This window comes from Roseateles depolymerans (assembly GCF_003387155.1).
Classification (GTDB): Bacteria; Pseudomonadota; Gammaproteobacteria; order Burkholderiales; family Burkholderiaceae_C; genus Roseateles; species Roseateles depolymerans.
Map to the genome: position 1 here is coordinate 1,043,567 of NZ_QUMT01000003.1, position 19,704 is coordinate 1,063,270.

18 protein-coding genes are annotated in these 19,704 nt (G+C 67.3%); 7 read left to right on the top strand and 11 right to left on the bottom strand.

Annotated features, from left to right (window positions below; translation table 11 throughout):
- Nucleotides 1-7: 7 nt before the first annotated feature.
- From DES44_RS18410 to DES44_RS18420, 3 genes are read right to left on the bottom strand one after another with little or no spacing between them, the layout of a single operon-like run.
- Nucleotides 8-2,038: a diguanylate cyclase domain-containing protein gene (locus tag DES44_RS18410; protein WP_058933353.1), complete on the bottom strand. Its 2,031-nt coding sequence runs from the start codon at nucleotides 2,036-2,038 to the stop codon at nucleotides 8-10.
- Nucleotides 2,039-2,064: 26 nt separating this feature from the next.
- Entirely contained in the window at nucleotides 2,065-3,528 is a 1,464-nt protein-coding gene (locus tag DES44_RS18415; protein ID WP_058933352.1) for an ATPase domain-containing protein, read from the bottom strand.
- A complete protein-coding gene (locus DES44_RS18420) occupies nucleotides 3,525-3,956 on the bottom strand; it encodes a hypothetical protein (RefSeq protein WP_058933351.1) in 432 nt (143 codons plus the stop codon). The genes DES44_RS18415 and DES44_RS18420 overlap by 4 nt, the downstream gene beginning before the upstream one ends.
- 122 nt (nucleotides 3,957-4,078) lie before the next feature.
- Between DES44_RS18420 and DES44_RS18425 the strand changes: the two genes are divergently transcribed.
- A complete protein-coding gene (locus DES44_RS18425) occupies nucleotides 4,079-4,807 on the top strand; it encodes an alpha-ketoglutarate-dependent dioxygenase AlkB family protein (protein WP_233441657.1) in 729 nt (242 codons plus the stop codon).
- A gap of 492 nt (nucleotides 4,808-5,299) precedes the next feature.
- Here the strand turns inward: DES44_RS18425 and DES44_RS18430 are convergent, their stop codons facing one another.
- The 3 genes from DES44_RS18430 to DES44_RS18440 form a co-directional block, all read right to left on the bottom strand.
- The gene (locus tag DES44_RS18430) at nucleotides 5,300-6,202 is read right to left on the bottom strand and encodes a S66 peptidase family protein (protein WP_170156696.1); all 903 of its coding nucleotides are present in this window, start codon (nucleotides 6,200-6,202) and stop codon (nucleotides 5,300-5,302) included.
- An 18-nt stretch (nucleotides 6,203-6,220) separates the two neighbouring features.
- Nucleotides 6,221-7,471: a D-amino acid dehydrogenase gene (locus DES44_RS18435; RefSeq protein ID WP_058933348.1), complete on the bottom strand. Its 1,251-nt coding sequence runs from the start codon at nucleotides 7,469-7,471 to the stop codon at nucleotides 6,221-6,223.
- A 106-nt stretch (nucleotides 7,472-7,577) separates the two neighbouring features.
- Nucleotides 7,578-8,768 carry an amino acid aminotransferase gene (locus DES44_RS18440; protein ID WP_058937114.1) on the bottom strand — a complete coding sequence of 397 codons (1,191 nt, stop codon included), beginning with the start codon at nucleotides 8,766-8,768 and terminating at the stop codon, nucleotides 7,578-7,580.
- A gap of 186 nt (nucleotides 8,769-8,954) precedes the next feature.
- Here DES44_RS18440 and DES44_RS18445 point away from each other — a divergent pair, with 186 nt between their 5' ends.
- Complete coding sequence (locus DES44_RS18445) at nucleotides 8,955-9,362, top strand: PaaI family thioesterase (RefSeq protein ID WP_058933347.1); 408 nt, start codon at nucleotides 8,955-8,957, stop codon at nucleotides 9,360-9,362.
- Between the two features lie 38 nt (nucleotides 9,363-9,400).
- Here DES44_RS18445 and DES44_RS18450 read toward each other — a convergent pair whose 3' ends face one another.
- A complete protein-coding gene (locus DES44_RS18450; protein ID WP_083525219.1) occupies nucleotides 9,401-10,888 on the bottom strand; it encodes a glutamate carboxypeptidase in 1,488 nt (495 codons plus the stop codon).
- Between the two features lie 284 nt (nucleotides 10,889-11,172).
- Between DES44_RS18450 and DES44_RS18455 the strand changes: the two genes are divergently transcribed.
- Nucleotides 11,173-11,487 (top strand): putative quinol monooxygenase, encoded by a 315-nt coding sequence (locus tag DES44_RS18455; RefSeq protein ID WP_058937113.1) that lies wholly within the window; start codon nucleotides 11,173-11,175, stop codon nucleotides 11,485-11,487.
- 433 nt (nucleotides 11,488-11,920) lie between these two features.
- On the opposite strand, the gene DES44_RS18460 is transcribed toward DES44_RS18455, so the two are convergent.
- Together DES44_RS18460 and DES44_RS18465 are read right to left on the bottom strand one after the other, a co-directional pair.
- Entirely contained in the window at nucleotides 11,921-12,409 is a 489-nt protein-coding gene (locus DES44_RS18460) for a glutathione peroxidase (RefSeq protein ID WP_058933345.1), read from the bottom strand.
- Nucleotides 12,410-12,492: 83 nt separating this feature from the next.
- Complete coding sequence (locus tag DES44_RS18465) at nucleotides 12,493-13,404, bottom strand: EamA family transporter (RefSeq protein ID WP_232309899.1); 912 nt, start codon at nucleotides 13,402-13,404, stop codon at nucleotides 12,493-12,495.
- A gap of 397 nt (nucleotides 13,405-13,801) precedes the next feature.
- On the opposite strand from DES44_RS18465, the gene DES44_RS18470 reads away from it, so the two are divergent.
- On the top strand, nucleotides 13,802-14,743 hold the full coding sequence (locus DES44_RS18470) for a hypothetical protein (protein ID WP_058933344.1): 942 nt from the start codon (nucleotides 13,802-13,804) through the stop codon (nucleotides 14,741-14,743).
- Nucleotides 14,744-14,815: 72 nt separating this feature from the next.
- Here the strand turns inward: DES44_RS18470 and lplT are convergent, their stop codons facing one another.
- Nucleotides 14,816-16,093 carry a lysophospholipid transporter LplT gene (gene lplT, locus DES44_RS18475; RefSeq protein ID WP_058933343.1) on the bottom strand — a complete coding sequence of 426 codons (1,278 nt, stop codon included), beginning with the start codon at nucleotides 16,091-16,093 and terminating at the stop codon, nucleotides 14,816-14,818.
- A 239-nt stretch (nucleotides 16,094-16,332) separates the two neighbouring features.
- Here lplT and alr point away from each other — a divergent pair, with 239 nt between their 5' ends.
- From alr to DES44_RS18490, 3 genes are read left to right on the top strand one after another with little or no spacing between them, the layout of a single operon-like run.
- Nucleotides 16,333-17,436, top strand: a complete 1,104-nt coding sequence (gene alr, locus DES44_RS18480) for an alanine racemase (protein WP_058933342.1) — start codon at nucleotides 16,333-16,335, stop codon at nucleotides 17,434-17,436.
- Between the two features lie 16 nt (nucleotides 17,437-17,452).
- A complete protein-coding gene (gene arfB / locus DES44_RS18485; protein WP_058933341.1) occupies nucleotides 17,453-17,860 on the top strand; it encodes an alternative ribosome rescue aminoacyl-tRNA hydrolase ArfB in 408 nt (135 codons plus the stop codon).
- Nucleotide 17,861: 1 nt separating this feature from the next.
- Nucleotides 17,862-18,632 (top strand): hypothetical protein, encoded by a 771-nt coding sequence (locus DES44_RS18490; RefSeq protein ID WP_058933340.1) that lies wholly within the window; start codon nucleotides 17,862-17,864, stop codon nucleotides 18,630-18,632.
- Between the two features lie 94 nt (nucleotides 18,633-18,726).
- Here DES44_RS18490 and DES44_RS18495 read toward each other — a convergent pair whose 3' ends face one another.
- Entirely contained in the window at nucleotides 18,727-19,608 is an 882-nt protein-coding gene (locus DES44_RS18495; protein ID WP_058933339.1) for a DMT family transporter, read from the bottom strand.
- Between the last annotated feature and the right edge of the window lie 96 nt (nucleotides 19,609-19,704).

Genomic DNA, 19,704 nt, shown 5'->3' on the forward strand with positions numbered 1-19,704 from the left:
AATGGCTTCAGGGCGCTGCATGGACAGAGCTCAAGACGTGCTCCAGCGCGCTGATATCCACCGGCTTGACGAGATGGGCACTGAAACCGGCACGTTGGCTCTTGTCCTGGTCTGCCGCCCGGCCATAGCCGCTGAGCGCCACCAGCGCCAGGCGCAGGTCCGGATGGACCTGGCGGATCCGCGCCGCCAGCTCGTAGCCGTCCATGCCCGGCAGGCCAATATCGAGCAGCGCAAGGTCCGGCGCCACGGTGCCGATCATCTTCAATGCCGCGACCGGATGGGTGGCCACCCAGACCTGATGTCCATACAAGCGCAGCAGCTCAGCCAGGAGATCGGCGGCGTCGTAGTTGTCGTCCACGATAAGGATCCGGCGCGGGGGAGGCTGAACGGGCACGGAAGGCGGAGGGCCGCTCGCCGCAGGCGCCGTGCGATCCTCCTCGGCCAGAGCCGGCAGGCCAATGACAAATTCGCTCCCGAGCCCGATACCCGCGCTGGACACCGCCACGGTGCCACCGTGCAGCGCCACCAGACTGCGCACCAGCGCCAGCCCAACGCCCAGGCCGTCCGTCAGCGCCCCCGCATCCACCCGCTCCTGGAAGAACAGGTTGAACACATCGGGCAGCGCCGCTGCGGAAATGCCCCGCCCATCGTCCTTCACGGTGACCAGGGCCTGCGAACCTTCCCGACGCACTGTCAACGCCACGTGGCCGCCCGGCGGGGTGTATTTGCTGGCATTGATGAGCAGGTTGGAGACGCACTGCGTGAGTCGTACCGGGTCGCCCCAGCAGCTGATGCCCTCCGCAGGATGGTGGAGGACAAAGTGCTGCCGCCGCTGCTCCATCAAGGGGCGGGCCATGGCGACAGCCTGCAGCGCCACATGCTCGAGGGAGACCCGCTCCATCCGCAAGTCCACCTTGCCGGAGGCGATCCTGGCCACGTCCTGCAGGTCGTCCACCAGGCGGATCATGTGGCTGACATGCCGGCGCATGGTGGCATGTTCGACGGTCTCGTAGCCGCCGCCCCGCATGCGCAGCACATCCAGCGTCGTGAGCAGCGGCGCAAGCGGGTTGCGCAGCTCATGGCCGAGCACGCTCAGGAAATCGTCCTTGTTTTTTGCGGCGTCCCTGAGCTCTTTGAGCAATTGGTCCTGCTGGTCGGCCACCGCCGTGGCGGCCATGGCGGACAGCACCAGCCGCTCATTGGCGTCGCGCAGTGCCCTGCTGCGTTCATCCTGGCGGGCCGGCGCCACCCGGGCGGCCGGCGGCCGCTCCTGCGCCGAGTGCTGCAGCATCGAAAAGAACCGGTGGCAGCCGCCCCCTGCACGCTTGCTGGCATACATCGCCCGGTCCGCCGCGTCGATCAGGCCTTCGCCATTGCTGGCGTCGTCGGGGTACACGCTGATGCCGATGCTGGCCGAGACCGGTGACGGCACGCGCCCCGCGGGCGCCAGCGCAGCCAGGGTGGATTGAAGCTTCTCCGCCACGAGCCCCGCATCCGCCGCCTCCGCCACCTGCGTCAGCAGCAGCACGAATTCGTCGCCGCCGAGTCGGCACACGGTGTCTTCGCCACGCACGACATCCACCAGGCATTGGCCCACGGTGCAGAGCACCTCGTCCCCCACCAGATGGCCGCGGCTGTCGTTGATCTCCTTGAAACCGTCCAGGTCCAGGAACAGCAGCGCCAGCCGGCCATGGTTGCGCCGGGCATGCGTCATCCCCTGGGCCATGCGGTCCGCCAGCAGCAGCCGGTTGGGCAGGTGGGTAAGCGGGTCCAGTTCGCTGGTACGGGTGAGTTCGGCCACCAGCTCCGCCGTGGACTCGGCAGCACCGCGCGAGCGCATGGCGTCCAGCACCAGTTGCTCATTGGCGGCCAGCAGTTGATACATCTGGTGGCTGCCGACCTGCGCATGCGCCTCGGCCAGATCAGCCTGCACGCCCGCCAGTTCGGCGCGCGCTTGCGCCAGGTCCCTTGCAAGCACAGCCATCTCTTCTTCCAGCGCATGACGCTGGGACGGATCGGGCTGGGGCTGGGGGTGCATGGCGTCAGACCATTTCCGGGCGGCGCCTACACCGCTTCGACCGGCGGGCTGTGCCCCCGGGTCGAAGGACGTCCGCCCAGCAGGCCTTCCTGCCCAAACAGCGGCTGGCCGATGCGCAGGCCGCTGTCGTCGATGGCGTATTCGCGCAGCTCGTCGGAATGCGCGCTGTCCCGTACCTTGACCACCGCCATCAGGCGGCGCAGGCGGCTGTCCACCTCGATATAGCGCTGCACGATGATGGCATCCGTCATGAAGGCGGTGCCGTAGGGGCTGAAGCGCAGGTCGGTGTAGCGGTCTTCCAGCTCGGAGGTCATCAGCACCGTGACGCCCATGCCGGTCAGTGACGTGACCAGGCGCAGCAGCGATTCGCGGAAGTCCTCCCGGAACGACGGCCCCAGCGCGAGTTCAAAGCCGGACAGCGAATCGATGACCACGCGGCTGGCCTGGAGCCGGCGGACTTCCGCGCTCAGCATCTGCATGATCTCTTCGATGGAAATGTCCGGGGCGTGACTCTCCACCAGCCCGATGCGGCCCTGCGCGATCGCCTGCGCCAGCGCCGGATTGCGCAGCCGCGTGGGCCTGCGCTCGAAGGCGGCAATGACGCCGGTCTCGCCCGCCTCCACGCCTGCCTGCAGAAAGGCTGCCGCCAGGATGCTCTTGCCGGAGCCCGACGGCCCGGCCACCAGCAGCGAGTAGCCGCGAGGCAATCCGCCGCCCATCATCTCGTCCAGGCCGGGCACGCCCATGGTCACACGCGGGCTGGCGGTGTCGGCATCCGACGCCGGGGCCACCTTCGCCGGCACGAACACCTGCAGGCCGTCGCGGGTGATGCGGAAGGCATGCAGGCCTGGCATCGACGGCTGCCCCCGCATCTTCATGATCTCCATCTTGCGCACCATGGCGTTGCGCTGAACGCTCTGGCGCATCCAGATGAGGCCGTCGGCGACGGTGAACACCGGGTTGGCATCGGTGTCGGTGAAATATTCGCCGATCAGGAAGGTGGTGGCCTGCCAGCTGGTCATCAGCATGCCCAGCTGCTGCATGAAGCGTTGCAGCTGCGCGTGACCGTTGCCCTCTTCCTTGCTGGCCAGCACGACGGAGCGGAAGGAGTCGACAAAGACCAACGCGGGCTCGTGCGCCGCCACTTCTTCAGTGATGCGCGCGAGCACGCCGTCCAGGTCGCCGGCCATGGCTTCGTCGCAGAGATTGACGAAGCGCACGCTGCGGTTGATGGCCGTGGCGTCGAAGAAGGAGAACTGCTGCTGGTAGCGCAGCATCTTCAGCGGCGGCTCGCCCAGGACGGTGAAGTACAGCGCCGGCCGCTCCTGCGTGGCCAGCGAGAACATGATCTGGTGGGCCAGCGTGGTCTTGCCGCAGCCGGGCTGGCCGGCGATGAGGTTGAACGAAAACTCCGGCAGCCCCCCGCCCAGCAGGTCATCCAGGCCCGGCACTCCCGTCGCCAGGCTGTTGATCGTCACTTTGGTTGTCATGGCTTGGGATCCTGCGCTGCAGGAGCGCTTGAAGAGGGCGACCAGACGGCTTTCAGCAGCTGTTCGGTCAGCTGGGCACCGATGAGCGAGGTGAGCAGTTCGCGAAACGTCATGAAAAGCATGCTTCCCGCCTCAAGGGCCTGCGCGGGGGGCTGGGCGGCAAACAGGGCCTGGAGCTCGGCCAGGCTGCAGACACCGTCCTCGCCATCGACCTTGGCCGGCTCCAGCCAGACGTGGCGGGCGGCGGTGCGGTGAAGCGAACGCTTGAATAGCGCCGCGACGCCGCGGCGGCCGAACACGGGCTGGAGGGCAGCCTCGAGGTCGGTCCAGGTCGCGCCGATCGCGTCGGTGATCCGCCGGGAGTCGGCGCCCTCCGCCGCACGCAAGGCAAGAGGCGCCGTCAACCGGCTGCTCTCTCGGCTGTCCATGGGCGAAAGAAAGTAGAGGGATGAGAGTGTCAGTGTACGTCCGGGGGGGAAGCCGTTTCTCGCTAAATTGAAGCGATGGCTAGCCTTGCTGTACGGTTGGGGCGGTCGGGGCAGATGTTCCTGTGCCGGTCGCGATGGCAGCGATGCAGGCGGTGGCTCAGTATCCGAACGAGTACAACGCGCTCGCCATTGCTTACTTTTCCTGCGACGACAAGAATGGTGAAGCCGATGCATTGCACCAGCGCATCACCCGTGCTTGGATGGGTGCCGGACCTTTCGCAACCGGCCGCGCCGTTAGATCACTATTCATGCCAACCGTTCGCCCTCGTATGAACTCACCGACGATTCGCTTTGAAGAGCAGTTTCTGGATGGGTCTCAAGCGCTGTTCCAGAAGCTCAAGCAATCGGTCACCTGGGATGTCCGTATGAAGGCCCGCAAGACTGCAAGCTTTGGTGTTTCCTACGACTACTCGCAGATCACCTACCCTGAAAGTCCTATGCCGGCTGAGCTTCAGGCCGTGTGCCAGAAGCTGCAGGCGGCGCTTGGTTTCCTCCCCAACAACTGCCTGCTGAACTACTACGAAGATGGCCTTTCATCGATGGGCTTTCACTCTGATTCCAGCGAAGAGTTGGCCCCTGGCACCGGCGTGGCCATCCTCTCGCTGGGCGACACCCGCTCCATCATCTTCCGCAGCAAGGCCGACAGGTCGGTTGAATTCAGCTATCCGCTCCCCAGCGGATCGTTGCTCTACATGACCAAGCAGATTCAGGATCATTGGCTGCACGCCATTCCCAAGGCCCAGAACGCCGGTGAACGCATCAGCCTCACCTTTCGCTCCATCGTCAAATGAAGGTCTTGAGCGCAGGAGCGCTGGTGAATCGTCGTCTCTACGGTATTTGGCTGACCACAACGCCCAGGTCCATCTTTGATCGGCGCATCTGGAGAGAGAACGCTCAGTCTGATTCCTTGCCCACGCAATTTCAGCGGGCCATCGGCATTCGGTACTCGTTCCGCCATTCGCCGAGAGTCCCCGACTCGCAGGGTGTCTTTGGAGCGTTTGCCTACGGCGTACCGCCGAAGGACATTCGGCGGGTGGTGCGTGGATTCTTCTCGGCTGGATATCCACGGCCTGGTCAAATCAAGATCTTGCCGGGTTGCGCTGCCGTGCTGTCGAGATCGACGGGGTATGCCGTTCTTTGGAGCCCCCGCATCAGGTTGAGGTCAACCCGTGTGGGTGCCCGCCTGGTCGGGACGATCAGCGTGGCGTCTTCGTCCGATTAAGCACCGCTGTATTCAGGCGTCAGATTGTGCCCTTGCCAGCGGTTGCCCTCACCTCCAATGCCTATCCGCCGACCACCTTCAAGGTCCGCGCCTTTGCATCCATCGCCACACTGGCCCCCAACGGCAACGGCAGATTCGGCGTTGCATGCCCCGCCGGCCAGGCGGCCAGCACCGGGCAGCCGAGCGGCTGGAAATAGTCGGCGAGCACCTCATCCGGGGCGTCCGCATCGCTGAAGCTGCCCAGCACCACGCCAGCCAAATCGTTCAGATGACCGGCCAGCCGCAACTGGCATAGCAACCGGTCGATCTTGTAGGGATCCTCGCCCACGTCCTCCAGGAACAGCACGCTCCCGCGCAGGTCCGGCATGTAGGGCGTGCCCACCAGGGCGGCCAGCACCGCCAGGTTGCCACCGGTCAATCGGCCCCGCACTTCGAGGCCACAGCGGTTCAGGCGATGCGGCATCGGTGTCGGCCCCAGCACATCGCCGGCTTTCAGGCCTTGCTGCAGGCAGGTGGTCAGCGCCAGGGCGTCGGCCCAGCCTTCGTCGCCGCGATGCCAGTCGGAGGCCGGCATGGGCGCATGCCAGCCGATCCGGAGCACCGCATGCAGCGCGGTGAGGTCGCTGTATCCGATCAGTGGTTTGCTGCTGGCCCGCAGCAACGACATGTCCAGCCTGTCCAGCAAGCGCATGCAGCCGTAGCCCCCGCGCAGACCGATGACCGCATCCACCTCCGGGTCCGCGAAGGCGGCATGCAGGTCCGCGATGCGCTGGTCGTCGCTGGCCGCCAGATGCCCGAGCACCGCCGGCCCGGCGCACCCCGGAAACAACTTGGCGCGCCAGCCCAGCCGCTCCATCATGGGCACCACCTGGGACAAGGTACCCTCTCGCGGCGGGCCCGCCGGCGCAATCACCCCAAGGCATGCCCCCGGCGCCAGCGGTGGCAACAGCCAGTCGCCGCTCATGAAACGTCCGCGCGGCATTCAGGCCGCTCGCAGTGCAAGTCCGTCCAGGTCCAGCGGACTGGGCAGGCCGGAGACCAGGTCCGCCACGATCCGGGCGGAACCGAAAGAGAAGGTGAAGCCAAGTGCGCCATGGCCCACATTGAGCCACAAGCCGCGCACCGGCGTGGCCCCAAGCATCGGCGCGCCGCTGGGCGTGGCCGGACGCAGACCCGCCCACGGCTCAGCCCGTGAATAGTCCGCCGCCTTCGGAAAACTCGCCCGCACCGTGCGTTGCAGTGCCGCCAGCCGAGCGGGGTCCAGGCGGGTGTCCTCCCCCACCAGGTCCACCATGGCCGCCACCCGCAATTGCTGGCCGATGCGCGCATACAGCGTCTTGCGTTCGAAGTCGGTGACGCTCACCGTCGGCGGGCGGTGATGGCCCGTGATCGGCGCCGACAGGCTGTAGCCCTTGAGCGGATACAGCGGCAGCCGCACGCCCAGCGGTGCCGCCAGGGCGGCGCTTTGCAGGCCGGCGGCCAGCACCACATCATCCCCGGCAATCTCGCCCATCGACGTGCGCACCGCCACCACGCGGTCCGCCTGCAGGAGGAAACCCAGCGCCTGCGCGTGCACCACGCCCGCAAAACCGGGGTGCTGCCCCAGGCGCTGGGCCAGTTGCAGGCACAGCGCATGGCAATCGGCGACCGCCTCTCCCGCGGTGAAGATGCCACCGGCCAGCCATGGGGTGTCGCAGTCCCCCAGCGCCGGCTCCAGCGCCAGGCATTCGTCGCGGGACAAGGCCCGCTCCGGCCCCTGCCCATCAGCACTCCGGGCCGCGCGGTCAAAGCTCTCCGGCTTGCGGTAGACCACCAGCTTGCCGGGGGTGCGCAGCTCGATGGCATTGAGCGCTGCGTCGCGCTGCAGCGTCATGAAGCTCTGCTGGCTGAAGGCGCCCAGCGCCAGCAGCCGGGCGGTGGTGCGACGGTTCACGTCTCCCCGGCAGCGCGCCAGGAAGGCGCCGAGCCAGCGCCACTGGGCCCAAGTTCCATCCGGCCGGAACCGCAGCGGGCCATCACGGTCCAGCAGCCAGCCCAGCGCCTTGAGGGGCACCCCTGCATCCGCCAGCGGCGATACATACCGGTAGCTCAGCTGACCGCCATTGGCCCGGCTGGCGCCTTCGGCCAGCGCATCGCAGCGCTCCACCAGCGTCACACGGTGACCGGCCTGGACGAGCGCCCAGGCCGTGGTCAGCCCCACCACCCCTCCACCGATCACAACGACTTGTTTCATCCCTGCGGACATTCCTGAACTGTCGGGCAGGGTAAGGAGTTGCGGCGTGATCAGCCAATGAAAGCCAGGGCCTCACCCATAACTGCGGCCTATGAATGGCCTTGCGTCAGATCACCTGGCTGATGGCGTGCGCCGTGGCCTCGACGTTGCGGGTGTTCAGCCCCGCCACGCACATGCGGCCGGAACGCAGGATGTAGACGCCAAATTCCTCCCGCAGCCGGTCCACCTGGGCCGGGCTCAGGCCGGTGTAGCTGAACATGCCGCGCTGGGTCAGGAAATAATCGAAGTTGCGGCCCGGCACCTTGGCCGAGAGCACATCGAACAGCGCGTTGCGCATGGCCAGGATGCGTTCACGCATTTCCTCGACCTCGCCTTCCCACAGGCTGCGCAGTTGCGGGTCGGACAGCACCTTGGCCACCACCTGCCCGCCATGCTGCGGCGGGTTGGAATAGTTGCGACGGATGGTGAACTTGAGCTGGCCCAGCACATTGGCCGCCTGCGCCGCGTCCGGGCACACCACCGACAGGGCGCCGCAGCGCTCGCCGTACAGGCTCATGTTCTTGGAGAAGCTGTTGGCCACCAGGAAACTCAGCCCGGCATCGGCCAGCGCGCGGATGGCGAAGGTGTCGGCTTCCAGGCCGTCGCCGTAGCCCTGGTAGGCCAGGTCCAGGAAGGGAATCAGTTCCCGGGCCTTGAGCACCGGGATCAATGCGTCCCACTGCAGCGGCGTCAGGTCCACGCCCGTGGGGTTGTGGCAGCAGGCATGCAGCAGCACGATGCTGCGGGCCGGCGCCTCGGACAGCGCCTGCAGCATGTCGTCAAACCGCAGGCCGCCGGTCTGGGCGTCGTAGTACGGGTAGCTGCGGCATTCGACGCCGGAGCCTTCGAACACGGCGCGGTGGTTGTCCCAGGTGGGATCGGACAGGTAGATGCTGCTGTCCGGGAAATAGCGCTTGAGGAAGTCGGCGCCGACCTTCAGGCCGCCCGACGAGCCCACGCCCTGGATGATGGCCACCCGCTGCTCCCGCAGCGCGGCGCTGTCCGCGCCGAAGAGCAGCTTGCCGACTTCGGTGCGGAAGTTGGCGGCGCCTTCCATGGGCAGGTAAGGCCGGGCACCCGCCTGTTCCACCACGGCGAGTTCGGCGCGGCGAACGGAATCCAGCATGGGGATGCGGCCGTCGTCATCGAAATAGATGCCGATGGACAGGTTGATCTTGGCCGTGCGGGGATCCTTCTGGAAGGCCTCGTTGAGGCTGAGGATGGGATCGCCGGGGTAGGCGTCGACGTGCTGGAACATGCTGGTCTCCACGATGCGGACAAAGGGCTGGTCCGCATTATCCCCAGGTCCGGCAGGGGCACGGCCATCACCCCAACGGGTTCCCTCCGCGGGTCCTCCAGCGGAGGGATCCCGCCGCGCCGCTCCCAGCACTGACAATGCACCCCATGGCGCTCCGGCGCCCAGACTTGAGAGACCTATCCCTCCATGATTGATCAGAAGGCATTCAACGAACGTGGCGCGGCCTGCCTCCCCGGCCATATGGGCATCGAGATTCTCGAGGTCCGCTCCGGCGAGGTCACCGCGCGCATGCCGGTGCGCCAGGCCGTGATGGCCCCCAACGGCTATCTGCACGCCGGCAGCGTGGTGACGCTCGCCGACACCTGCTGCGGTTATGGCTGCATCGCCAGCCTGCCGGAAGGCGCGCAGAGCTTCACCACGGTGGAGCTCAAGTCCAACCACCTGGGCACCGCCCGCGAGGGGGTGATCGAGTGCCGCGCCACCGCAGTCCACATGGGCCGCACCACGCAGGTGTGGGACGCGGTGGTCACCCACAACGGCAAGACGATTGCGCTGTTCCGCTGCACGCAGATGCTGCTGTATCCGAAGGGCTGACCGAAGGGCTGACCAAATGCCTGACCGAAGGGCTGAGGTCAGGGCTTGGGCGCCGGCACCCCCTGCGCGCCCAGCAGCATGAGCGTGCGCGCCACCAGCACCATCTTCGGCGCGATGCTGTCCAGCTGCACAAACTCCGCCTGGGTGCTGTGGGCGCCAAACCCACGCACGCCAAAGCCCTCCACCACCGGCGCCTTCGTGGCGGCGGCGGCGAAAGCCGCATCGGTCCCACCGCCGGTGGGCACTTCCTTCACGGTCAGCGCCATCCCCTGATCGCTGGCCAGTGACTTGAGCGTCTCGGCCAGCCCCCGGGACGCAGGCGATGCATGCAGCGGCGGGCGACGGCGCTCAAAGCTCAGCGAGACCTCCGCTTCCGGCAACAGCTTGTTCTGGATGCGCTTGCGCAGCTCGGCTTCCACCCAGTCGAAGTCTTCCACCCGCTCCACCCGCACATCGGCCGAGGCGTCCGCGCTCGGCGGAATCATGTTGCGCACGATGCCGGACTTGGACACCGTCCAATGCACCTGGCGTCCCACCTTGGGATCGGACAGGTCCCGCGCCTGCAGCACCTGATGCGACAGCTCATACAGCGCATTCACCCCCCGCTCCGGGGCCGCGCCGGCATGGGAGGAGCGCCCTTTGACCGTCAGCGTGGCGGCGCCGATGCCGCTGGTGGCCAGCCGCAGCAGGTCCGGGCCTTCGGGCCCGCCGCCGCCTTCGAAGGACAGCACCGCGTCATGCTCGCCTCCCAGCTGCGTGATGCGATGGCGGGACGCGGGGGAGCTGATCTCCTCGTCCCCATTGATCAGCACGGTGATCTCGCCGCAGTCCTTCCAGCCCAGGGACTTCAGCAGCGCCAGCACATGCAGGATGGTGGCCACGCCCTGCTTGTCGTCCGCAATGCCCAGCCCGTAGGCGCGCTGGCCCTCGATGCGGAACGGCTGCTGCGCCAGCATGCCGCGCGGGTAGACGGTGTCCATGTGAGCAATCAGCAGCACCTTGCCGCGTCCCCCGCCGCCCTTGAAGCGGGCCTGCACCATCGGGCCGGGTTTGTCGGGGGTGTCGAACATCCGATAGGTGTCACTGCCTGGCTCAATCAGCGTGACCTCGCCGCCCAGGTCCTTGAGACGCTGCGCGATGACAGCGGCGATCCGCTCCAGGCCCTCGCGGTCGGCGCTGCCCGACTCGATCTCCACCAGCTGCTGCAAGGTCTTGAGCAGGGCCGGCTGCTCGCGGGCGGCCAGGGCCTGGAGTTCCGACAAGGGGACAGCCGCGGCGCCGCTGGTGGTGGCGGAAGCGGTGGCGGTTGTGCCGACCCGCGTTGGCGTGCCGGCCGTCTGCGCCTGGACCGCCACGGCGCCAACCGCCAGGCACAACGTGGTGAGCAGTTGCGGCAGGCGGAGCGCGCGCGGGCGAATGGAGGCGGTCGCCGACGCGGATGCGCCAGGCGCCGCGCCGACCTCCGGCCATTGCAACGGCACGGCGGACGGGGAGGCAGACGGAAGACGGAGCACGGGCTGCGACATGGACGGGCACCTTCTGTGGACGGGATGCACCGATGCTAGGTCAGCGGCCCGCAGCGGCGTGGGCGCAGCCGCAGCCCTGTGCGAAGACGAGGCAGCGGTTTCCCGGAGGTACTTCACTGGCAGCGCCGCCATGCGAAGGCCATGCGCAGGCCATGCGTCGGGGGTTTGCGTCGTTATCGGCCCGGCATCAACCCACTATTGAAACTGTCTCCCCAATGATGATCGATGGCGAAGCCGGTCGCCCGCTTAGCATGGCACCCACTGCTCACCCTCCCCTGCTCATCATGACCCAAGCCGCCACTGCCGCCAGCCCCATCAGCTTCATCGCCGTCCTCCAGGCGCGCCCGGACATGCGCGATGCGCTGTGTGAAGGGCTGCAGGCGCTGGTGATGCCCACCCGGCAGGAGCCCGGGTGCCTGGACTACCAGCTCTTTGAACTGACCGACGCACCGGGCACCTTCTACATGCGCGAATCGTTCAAGGACGAGCTGGCGCTGGAAGCCCATCGCGAATCGGCGCATTTCCAGGCGTTTGCCGCACGCGCCGAAGCGTGGCTGGTGAAGCCGCCGGAGCTGATCCGTCTGACCGCCATCCGCTGAGATCCCTGCTGGACGCTGTCCGCCTGCGCCAAAGCCCGCTGCTCATCAGGGTCAACGCCTTAGGGGTGGCAGATGCGGCGCGCATGCGGCACTCTGGGGCTGGGAGAAGTCGCTGCGCGTGGCCCACGCGGAGCCGACCTGCGGATCACCTCAGTTTGTCAGGGGGATACCATGCGCCTCACATTGGCTCCACCGTTCAAGGCCACTGCGGCCACAGCCCTTGTCATCACCTTGGCCGTCGCCGCGTTTGTGGTGCTGGCCGCCTGGCCATCACCGATCTAGGCCCGTCGCCACGCCACAGGCGCCGTCGCCAGCCGGCGTGCATGCAGTCGTGGGCCGCACAGTGCCGGATGGTGGGCACGCCAGCGAAGCCGCCGAGGCAGCGTGATGGTCATGGCCCGCTGGTCAACACGCGCAGCGCGATGCAGGCGTGTCACTGGCCCAGCGCCGCTTCGATGTCGGCGCGAAGGCTGGCGGGCGTGTCGTTCGGCGCATAGCGCTTGATGACCTGCCCGTCCCGGCCCACCAGGAACTTGGTGAAGTTCCACTTGATCACCTGCGTCCCCAGGATGCCGGGCTTTTCGCCCTTGAGCCAGCGCCACAGCGGGTGCGCCTCCGCGCCATTGACCTTGGTCTTGCCCATCATCGGGAAGCTCACCCCGTAATTGAGCTGGCAGAAGGAGGCGATGTCCTCGTTGCTGCCCGGGTCCTGCCCGCCAAACTCATTGCTCGGGAACCCGACGATTACCAGGCCACGCGCCTGGAATTCCCGCCACAGTTCCTCCAGGCCTTTGAATTGCGGCGTGAAGCCGCATTCGCTGGCCGTGTTGACCACCAGCATCACCCGCCCCCGGTATTGCGACAGGGCCACCGGTTCACCGGTGATGCTGACCGCGTCGAAGTCAAAAGCTGTCTGGCTCATAAGAATCCTCTCCCAACATGATTGACGCGATCGTAGCGCGGGGAGCTTGTCAGTGTCCGCTCAAGGTTGTGAGCAGCGGTCGGTCACGCAGGTCGGCGCTCCCACGCCGCCAGCATGGCTGCGGCGAGGATGGCCAGGCCGCCCAGGGCCGTGGGCAGGTTCAGGGAGCCCCCGCCCAGCCACAGGGCCGACAGCGCCGCCACCGGCACTTCCGTCAGCATCACCACCGCCGTGACATTGGCCGGCAGACGCGTCGCGCCGTACTGCAGGGACATGTTGGACGCAAAGAACAGCAGCGCCATGCCCAGCAGCGGCAGGCACCACAGCAGGGACGGCAGCGTCGGCCAGCCGACCAGTCCGCGACCGGCCATGAAGCAGGCCGAGACGCCCGCCACGATCACGCCGCCGCTGAACATGGCCAGGGCCCGGGCGCCAGGGCTGCTGGCCGCCTGGCGACGCAGCATCACGTTGTTGAAGGCAAAAGTCAGCCCGCCCAGCAGGCCCAGGCCGTCGGCCAGGGTACGGGGCACCGGCCAGCCGCCGCCCGAAGGCGCCAGCACCACCAGGGCGCCGCCCAGCGCCAGGGCGATCCGCACACCGGCCATCAGGGTCAGCGGCTCCTTGAGCACCACCCGGGCCAGCAACAAGGCCCACAGCGGCATCAGATAAAACAGCAGCACCACCCGCACCACGTCCCCGGTGGCCACGCCCCAGTTGAAGGCGGTGTTGGTCGTGCCGGCGGCCAGCAGGACCAGCCACAGGCCGGGCGACCGCAGCAGCTCCGCGGCCGCGCCCCGCTGGGAGACCAGCACCACGACCCAGGACAAGGCGTACATGATCACCGTCGTCCACAGCGGATGCAGGCCCGCGGCCTCGAATTGCCGGAATGGCCACCAGGAGAGTCCCCAGACGGTGGCGTTGAACATCAGGGCGAGGATGGGCAGCGACACGGGCAGGGTGCGGGCAGCGGAGGCGGAGGGGACTGCGGCGGACAAGATCGGGTGGGGTATCAGGAAAACAGGAGGAAGGCGCCGAAGCACCCCGTCCCCAAGGTGTCCGACATTTCGCTGCAATCTTCTCTCCCACCCTCTCAAAAAGCGGGTAGAAAGACCGAATGACGCGATGGACAGCGATGCGGCGTCGCGGAGGATGCCGCTGCCAGGGCGCAACGCCGCTGCGGACGTCGCCGATTGTCGGGATATGGCCCCTGGGGGCTTGGAAGCTGGCGGTTACCAGCGAACAATTCCCAGGGTTTATAGCATGGCGCAAGCCCTGACCCTGACCTACAACCGGGTCGCCCCGCGCCTGTCATTCGAGGGGCCTACCCTTGGCGGACAGGCGTGGATCGCGCCATGACGAGAATCACCACTCGAGCTATAGGGAGACTGCCTCTTGGACCACCTGGCCTGTTTTGCCCCGGAAGACCTCCACTCCGCGCAGGCACCCGACCTGCAAGGCTTTCACTGGCGTCTGCTGGCGCAAGGGGATTCCTGGTTCTCCACCGCCCAGGCCAAGCTGAGCGCCCATGCCAATTTGCTGCAGGAGCTGGTGCTGTCCAAGACCACCGCAGCGGTGAACTGCGCCGGCCAGCAGGAGAGTCTGGCCCATCTGGTGGAACTGGCCTCGGTCCCCGAATTCGTCGACCTGCTGACCGGCCCCAACGCGCCGGTGTGGGACGGCATCCTGCTGTCGGTGGGCGGCAATGACCTCATCAAAGCCGCGCAGACGCCCAGCCAGATCGACGGCCAGCCGGTACCGCTGGAGCTTCGCCTGCTGCGCCGCCAGACGGAATGGGGCCCTCCTTCGGCGGGGGTGGGCCGGTATTTCTCGGAACCGGGATGGGCGACCTTCGCCGCCTACCTCAAGGCGAATCTGCAGCATCTGCTGTCCCTGCGGGACCAGGGCGCCTCGGCCGGCAAGCCGGTGTTCATGCATTGTTATGCCGTGCCGGTGCCGCGTCCGGCGGGGGCCGAGGATGCCGGTCACGGACCCTGGCTGTACCCGGCCCTGAAGGCCTATGCCATTCCCTCGGCCGACTGGGCGGCCGTCAGCCGACTGATGCTGATGCACCTGGCCCAGTTCCTCAAGGGCTTGATGGCGGACAAGGCGGCCTTCCCGGGCCTGTTCGTCTTCGATTCCACCGCCGTTCCCCTGGCCCCGGCCGCGCCTGGCGCCAGCGGCATCAGCGGGGATTGGCACAACGAGATCCACCTGAACCACAGCGGATGCTTCAAGATCGGCCGGGCCTGGTCCGAGCACATCGAGCAGGTGCTCACCACCGGCGGCCTGGTGCAGGACTCGCCCGGCGGCAAGGGTCGGCAGAGCCGGCGCTGAATCACCCAAAACAAAAAACCCGCCACCAGGCGGGTTTTTTCTTGGTCTGCGCCAGAGACCGGCGGCCGGGCCTCAGTGCTTGTCGCAGCGGGCAATGGCCAGCAGCCGTTCCATTTCTTCGGGATAGCGGCGCAGATTGCTGCGGTGCCAGCGGCCCACCAGCACCATGATGCCGGCCACCGTCAGGCCGAAGACGGTGATCGAGCCGAAGGCCGACACGCCAAATCGGGTGAGGATGGTGTAGAGCGCACCCAGGCCCAGGATGCAGGCCTGTTCGTTGAAGTTCTGCACGGCGATCGATCGGCCGGCCCCCATCAGGTTGTGGCCCCGGTGCTGCAGCAGCGCATTCATCGGCACGACGAGGTAGCCGCCCACGCCCCCCAGCAGGATCAGGAAGGGCACGGCCAGCCAAAGCTGGTCGATGAAGTTCAGCACCAGCATCAAGAGGCCCATGGCCACGCCCAGCGGAATGACGTTGGTGGCCTTGTCCAGCCGCACCGCCATGGACGCCACCACCGCGCCCACTGCCGTGCCAATGGCCACCACCCCGGCCAGGGCCGATGCCTGCGTCGTGCCGTACCCCAGCGCCGCAGCGGCCCAGGCGAACACGATGTAGCGCATGTTGCCGGACACGCCCCAGAACAGGGTGGTCATGCCCAGGGAGATCTGACCCAGCTTGTCCTGCCACAGGCGGGAGTTGCAACTGGCAAATTCCCGCACCAGGCCGGTCGCCCCGCTGGCCAGCGGTTGCAGGGGGGCATCCGTGCGCGGAATGCGCAGGTTGAAGAGAGCGGCAATGCCGTAGAGGACCACCATGAAGGCGATGGCGGCTTCCGGTGCGGTGTCGATGCCGGTGTCGATGAACGGCATGTCGAAGCTCAGCAGCACCGAGGAGGCCCGCTCCCCCAGCAGCTGTCCGCCGAACACGGCGCCCAGAATGATGGAGGCGATCGTCAGGCCTTCGATCCAGCCGTTGGCCTTGACCAGTTGGGACGGCGGCAGCAATTCGGTCAGGATGCCGTACTTGGCCGGGGAATAAGCGGCCGCTCCCAGGCCCACGATGGCATAGGCGGCCAGTGGATGCACCCCCACCAGCATGCTCAGACATCCCACCACCTTGATGGTGTTGGAGATGAACATGACCTTGCCTTTGGGAACCGCGTCGGCAAATGCACCCACAAAAGGCGCCAGAACGACGTAGAAGAGGGCAAACATTGGCACCAGCGCGGCCCGCTGCCATTCGGCGGAGCCATTGGTGCGCAACATCTCGACGGCAGCCACGAACAACGCGTTATCAGCCAGCGAGCTGAAGAACTGCGCTGACATGATGGTGTAGAAACCTTTTTTCATGGACCCGGGCTACCTGGAACTGCGGCTGGCGTCGACTTGCGGCGGAAAACGCTGGTCCACAGAGGTCAGCAGCGCTGCGGCGGGTTTATAGCATGCGCTTCTTTTGGTAAAGGCGGTGGGCGGCACCCCTTCTGTGTGTTAAGCGTGACCATCCTCCCCGTTTGGCCCCCAGGTCCCACCCATGTCGGGGGGCCCGCAGGAGGCTGTCTGCGGCCAAAGCGGGAAGGCACAATCACGCCATGCCGCGTCCTATTGAAGCCCTCATCCATCAGCCCGCCCTGGCCCACAACCTGCACCGGGCCCGCGAATGCGCCCCCGACGCGCAGGTGTTTGCCATCGTCAAGGCCAATGCCTACGGGCACGGCATCGACCGCGTCTTCGACGCCTTCCGCGCCGCCGATGGCTTCGCCCTGCTGGACCTGGACGAAGCCCAGCGCATCCGTGACCTGGGCTGGCGCGGCCCCATCCTGCTGCTGGAAGGCTGTTTCGAGCCGCGGGACCTGGAACTGTGCTCGCGGCTGCGGCTGTGGCATGCGGTGCATTCCGAGCAGCAGATCGACTGGCTGGCCATGCACAAGACCCATGAGCCGCACCGTGTCTTCCTCAAGCTCAACAGCGGCATGAACCGGCTCGGATTCACGCCCAGCGGCTTCCGTGCGGCCTGGACGCGGCTCAATGCCCTGCCCCAGGTGGACGAGATTTCCCTGATGACCCACTTCTCGGACGCCGACGGCCCCAAGGGCATCGACCGGCAGTTGGCGGTCTTCCAGGAAGCGACGGCGGACCTGCCGGGTGAGCGCTCGCTCAGCAACAGCGCCGCGGTGCTGCGGCACAGCGAGCGGGCAGGCGTGCGGGCGGACTGGGTGCGCGCCGGCATCATGAGCTACGGCAGCGCCCCGGATTTCCCGGAACACGACATCCGCCACTGGAACCTGCAGCCCACCATGACGCTGCGCAGCAAGGTACTGGCGGTGCAGGCTCTGCAACCCGGCGACACGGTCGGGTACGGCAGCACCTTCGTCGCCGACCGGCCGATGCGCATCGGCACCGTCGCCTGCGGCTATGCCGACGGCTATCCGCGTCATGCCGGCACCGGCACCCCGGTGCTGGTGGGCGGACAGCGCACCCGCACCGTTGGCCGGGTGTCCATGGACATGCTCGCGGTGGACCTGACCGATCTGCCGCAGCTGGGCGCCGGCAGCGAGGTCACCCTCTGGGGCCAGGGCCCGAATGGCAGCATGTTGTCGATCGATGAAGTGGCGGCCGCTGCCGGCACCATCGGCTATGAGCTGATGTGCGCCCTGGCGCGCCGGGTGCCAGTGCACCTGGACCCGCTGACCTGATCCGGCGGCCTGCCCCATGCACCTGGCGTGGACGCCTGCCGACTGGGAGCTTGATGTCTCCGCCATCCGCGCCAGCGGCCCGGGCGGCCAGAACGTCAACAAGGTCTCCAGCGCGGTCCATCTGCGCTTTGACATCCGCCGCTCCACGCTGCCGGCGGTCATCAAGGAGCGGCTGCTGGCGCTCTCCGACCAGCGCATCACCGCCGAGGGCATCGTCGTGATCAAGGCCCAGGAGTCCCGCAGCCAGGAGCAGAACCGGGCGGATGCGGTCGCGCGGCTGATCGCCCTGGTGCAGAGCGTGGCCCACACCCCCAAGACGCGTCGTCCGACCCGTCCGACGTTCGGCTCCCAGCAGCGCAGGCTGGCGGGCAAGGCCCAGCGCGGAGAAGTGAAATCCGGGCGCGGCAAGATTCAGTGGGACTGACATGTTCAAGGTATTTCGCATCTTCGTGCTGCTGGTGATCCTGGCGGTGGTCGCGTCCACCGCCCTGATGCAGCGCTGGCAGGCCCAGTCCTGGCGACGGACGCAGGTCATCACCGTCTACCCGATCAATCTGCAGGGGGACGCGGCCACGCAGGCCTACATCGACCAGTTGGGGGACCAGGCCTTCGCCGACATCGCGCCCTTCTTCCAGGCGCAGGCCCGCGCCTTCGGGCTGCCCTTGAGCACGCCGGTCCAGGTGGTGCTGGGACGGTCCATGCGGGACCTGCCTCCGCCCGTGCCGACGCAGGCCAGCGTGCTGTCCGCCATGAGCTGGAGCCTGAAGATGCGCTGGTGGGCCTGGCGCAAGACGCCGCCCAGTTCCCCGGTGCCGGATGTGCGGCTGTATCTGCTCTATCACCCTGGCGATTTCAACGGCCCCCTGCCCCACTCCACCGGTCTGGAAAAGGGCCGCATGGGCCTGGTGCACCTGTTTGCCAGCCGCGCCCAGGAGGGTCCCAACCAGGTGGTGATCGCCCACGAGGCCCTGCACACCTTTGGCGCGACCGACAAATATGACCCGTCCACCTTGATGCCGTCCTTCCCGGACGGTTATGCGGCGCCTGACCAGCAGCCGACCCTGCCGCAGGATCAGGCCGAACTGATGGCCGGGCGCATCCCCGTGCGGCCTAACGAGGCCCGCATGCCGGCCAGCCTGGCCCAGACCGTGGTGGGGCGCCGTACGGCGGAAGAGATCAACTGGCTGCGGCGCTGACGGCGCACCGGGCGCTGGTGTCCAGCGGCCCGCACCTGGGCGGAGTGCCGACGCAGCGCATTCCAGTCAACGCGTCCGGCTTTACACCCCCAGGTCAGCGCGTCCGGGTCGCGACATAGATGCTGCCCAGACACAGCCCCATGCCCGCCACCGACAGCACGGTGGGCTGCCAGCCTTCCAGCAAGGCCGACAGCACCAGCGCAATGACCGGAATCACCACGCCGGTGAGTGCGGCACGGGCGGTGCCCTGCCGCTGCGCCAGCTTGAAATACAGCACAAAGGCCACCACCGAGCCGAACACCGCCAGGTAGAGCAGCGACGCCACGTAGGAGAACTTCCAGGAGAACTGCATCCCCTGCCCGGTCACGAACGACATCGTCGTCAGGAACAGCGCCCCGTAGCCCATGCTCCAGGCCAGCACCGGCACCAGCGCCAGTCCGCGGCGGGTCAGGGTGAGGGTCAGCACATTGCCGATGCAGGCGGCCAGTACCGCGGCCAGCCCCATCAGCAGGCCGTAGGCGGCCGTGGGGCGGGCGCCGGTGGAGGCGATTTCCGGCCAGAAGATCATCACCACGCCCAGCACCCCGCCCACCGAGGCGGTCAGGAAGCGCAGCGACACCCGCTGGCCGAAGAACACCCGGCCCGACAGCGCATTGCCGAACACCATCAGGCAGAACAGCACCGCCACCAGACCGGACGGGATGTGGCGCTCGGCCTCATACACCGAGTAGTAATTGCCGCTGTATTGCACGATGCCGGTGGCCAGCATCAGGCCATGGGCCGACAGCGGCAGGCGCAGGGACAAGCCCTGCCAGCGGCTCAGGCCCACCAGGATCAGGGCCGCGATGCCAAAGCGCCAGGCCACGGAGTTCAGCACCGGCACGCCGGAGGCCAACTGGTACAGGATGATGTGCCAGGTGCTGGCCCAGATGAGGGTGGGCCCCCAGAACAACCATCGATCGGACAACTTGGACATCACAAGGCCACCACAAGGAAACCACGAGGCAACGGCCCCGAGGTGCGAGGTCGTTGAGGCGCAATAGATCAGGAGGCGTCAAGCACGGGGCTGGCG